The following is a 2,504-nucleotide window of genomic DNA, read 5'->3' as shown; positions in this document are numbered from 1 at the left end:
GAATGATAAAAATAAAAAGATGGGAAAAATAACATACAACTTACTAGGTAATTCATTTATAGGTAATTTACTTGATATGTCTGGAGATATAGATAATTCATCGCAAAATCTTATAACATATTTGGAGTCAGATGAAATAAAAAAATTAAGTAAGGAAGATAAAAACTAATATTTAATAACGTATAGGAGAGAAAGATTATGTCAAAGGTAGCAAAGGCAGCAGTAGGATTGATGGCAGCAACCTTAGTTGCTAAAATTCTAGGGTTTGGTAGAGAATTAGCCCTAGCATCAGCATATGGAGCATCAGGTGTTAGTGATGCGTTCTTAGTGGCAATGAATATACCGGCAGTAATATTTACTGCTATAGGTACATCTCTTGGGACTGCATTCATACCACTATATTGTGATGTAAACTCAAAAAATGGTGAAAGTGCATCTATTAAGTTTACTAATAATGTATTTAATATTGTAGTACTTATATGTTTAGTGCTTTCAGTAATAGGTGCAATATTTACACCACAAATAGTAAAAATATTTGCTGTTGGTTTTAAAGGAGAGACACTTAGATTAGCAATTTATTATACTAGAGTAATGATATTAGGATTATCATTTTTAGGAATGAGCTACATTATGATGGCGTACTTACAAGTGAAAGAAAACTTTATAGTTCCTGGTCTTATGTCAGTGCCGTTCAATATTATGATAATTTTATCTATATTTGTAAGTGTGAAGGTGAGTCCTGCATTACTACCATGGGGTAGTTTAATTGGGTTATCACTTCAGTTTTTAGTTCAATACCCTTTTGCAAGAAAAAAAGGATATAGATATAAACCATACATAGATTTTAAGGAAGAGCATCTTAAGAGAATGCTTTGGCTTATAGCTCCAGTTTTGATAGGAGTTGCAGTTAACCAAATAAATACTATTGTAGATAGAACAATTGCATCTACATTAGTTGAGGGTAGTATATCTGCATTAAATTATGCAACGAAACTTAACCAATTTGTTATGGGTATGTTTATAGTTTCTATATCATCTGTTGTATACCCAATGTTGTCCAAACTATCATCTGAAAATAATAAAGAAAAGTTTAATAAGTCTATAATAACTTCAGTAAATACTGTTGTATTATTAGTTATACCTATTTCTATTGGAGCAATAATACTTGCTCATCCAATAGTTAAGTTATTATTCCAAAGGGGTGAATTTGATGCTAGAGCAACTCAAATGACATCAGTAGCTCTTATATTCTACTCAATAGGTATGATTGGATTTGGACTTAGAGATATATTAGGTAAAATATTCTATTCATTACAAGATACTAAAACTCCTATGATTAATGGAGTTATAGCTATGGTTTTAAATATAATACTTAATATATTATTTGTTAAATTTACTAATATGCAATTAGCAGGGCTTGCATTTGCAACTAGTATATCAGCTTTATTTACTATAACATTATTATTTATAAGTTTAAGAAAAAAAATTGGAAACTTTGGTGGTAAATCAATAGCTCTTGGTATGATTAAATCTTTAATATCAGGAATTATAATGGCAGTGATAACATTACTTACATATAGATTTATTGCTAATATGTTAGGTACTGGATTTATACAAGAAGCTATAACTTTAGCCTTATCAGTAGCTATTGGAGCTATAGTTTATGGAATTAGTATAATAATACTTAAAGTTGATGAAGTTAATATAATTTTAGATAAAGTTAAAGAAAAACTTAATAGAAAATAATTAAAAAAGAGCTATTTTAAGATAAATATTTATTTTGAAATGCTCTTTTTGAGATAAGTAAAATTTTTATATATAATATATTATAACTTAAGAAGTAGGAGATAAAAATGATMTTTTTGAGATAAGTAAAATTTTTATATATAATATATTATAACTTAAGAAATAGGAGATAAAAATGATACCTAAGAGAGTAAAACAATTTTATATTAATGTAAGTGATAAGATGACTGAAAATGATTATGATTATGCAAGAAAAATATTAAATGATGAAGAGTTTGATTTATTTGTCAAGTTATCTAAATCAGAACAAAAACATAGTATAAGAATAGCTAAAGATATTGAGTTTGTTATAGAAAATGAGGAAACTAATGATAAAGATATATTAAATAATAAAGAATTATTAATTAGAGCATCATTATTACATGATATAGGTAAAAGTAGAAAAAGATTAAATGTAATTGATAAATCTATAATTGTTATATTAAATAAGTTAACTAATGGAAAATTAAAAAATATAAAAAAATCACAAAAGATACAATGTTATTACAATCACAGTGAATATGGATATGAAATTTTAAAAGATTTAGTTAAGAATGATGTAATATTAGATATAATTAGAAATCATCATAAAAAGAGCAATAATAAAATTGTATCTTTTTTCAAAGCTGTTGATGATAGAAACTAAGAAAATAAGTAAATTTCCAATAATATTGCCTATATTTTATATAAGTTATATAATTAAAATATAATAAATTTAA

The 2,504-nt window shown here is 25.5% G+C and carries 2 protein-coding genes; both read left to right on the top strand.

Annotated elements, in window-relative coordinates; all coding sequences use genetic code 11:
- Positions 1-198 precede the first annotated feature (198 nt).
- A complete protein-coding gene (murJ, locus tag G3997_RS08675; protein WP_296645384.1) occupies positions 199-1,746 on the top strand; it encodes a murein biosynthesis integral membrane protein MurJ in 1,548 nt (515 codons plus the stop codon).
- Between the two features lie 175 nt (positions 1,747-1,921).
- Positions 1,922-2,431, top strand: coding sequence for an HD domain-containing protein (locus G3997_RS08670; RefSeq protein ID WP_296645383.1), 510 nt, complete (start codon positions 1,922-1,924; stop codon positions 2,429-2,431).
- Positions 2,432-2,504 lie beyond the last annotated feature (73 nt).

Source organism: Romboutsia sp. 13368 (assembly GCF_018336475.1).
Lineage (GTDB): Bacteria > Bacillota > Clostridia > Peptostreptococcales > Peptostreptococcaceae > Romboutsia.
This window is presented reverse-complemented; position numbering and strand designations above follow the sequence as displayed.

What these genes read in the sequence shown, in the direction of transcription:
- murJ (WP_296645384.1), top strand. Translation starts at nt 199, where the DNA reads ATGTCAAAGGTAGCAAAGGCAGCAGTAGGATTGATGGCAGCAACCTTA.
- G3997_RS08670 (WP_296645383.1), top strand. Translation starts at nt 1,922, where the DNA reads ATGATACCTAAGAGAGTAAAACAATTTTATATTAATGTAAGTGATAAG.